Origin of the sequence: Pseudoroseomonas cervicalis ATCC 49957 (assembly GCF_000164635.1) — a bacterium.
Taxonomy (GTDB): Bacteria; Pseudomonadota; Alphaproteobacteria; order Acetobacterales; family Acetobacteraceae; genus Pseudoroseomonas; species Pseudoroseomonas cervicalis.
On record NZ_GG771250.1, the window covers coordinates 1 to 540 of the forward strand.

The 540-nt window shown below is 74.4% G+C and carries 1 protein-coding gene; it reads right to left on the reverse strand.

The annotated features are described in order from the left end of the window. A partial coding sequence (locus HMPREF0731_RS22835) for a ComEC/Rec2 family competence protein (RefSeq protein WP_007006654.1) occupies nt 1–540 on the reverse strand: 540 nt, incomplete at both ends.

The window sequence follows — 540 nt, forward strand, 5'->3', positions numbered from 1 at the left end:
GGCGCCGTGGCCTCGGCCCCCGCGATCAGCACCAGCACGGCGGCGAAGCTCATCTGGAAGGAGGGGCCGAGCAGTGCCTGCGGCGCCATCAGCATGACGATGGCCGCCGCCAGGGCCAGCGCCCGCAGCGACAGCGCCCGCCGCCCCAGCAGCACGCCGAGCGTGACCAGCGCCGCCATGCCGAAGCTGCGCAGCATCGGCACCTGCATCCCCGTCAGCAGCACATAGAGGAATCCCAGCAGCAGCCCGACCGGCGCCGCCACCCGCTTGCTGTCGCAGCGCAGCGCCAGCGGCGGCAGCAGCGCCAGCAGGAAGCGCGTCGTCACGAAGCCCAGCCCCATGACGATGCTGACATGCAGCCCCGAGACGGAGAGCAGATGCGCCAGCCCGGAATCGCGCATGGCCTGCATCGCCTCGGGCGGGATGGCGGATTGGCCGCCGGTGAACAGCGCGGCGGCGATGGCCCCGGCGGCGCCGGGGATGGCCTGCACCACATGCCGCTCCAGCCGCGCCCGCAGCGCCGCCGCGTCCGTCCCGCCC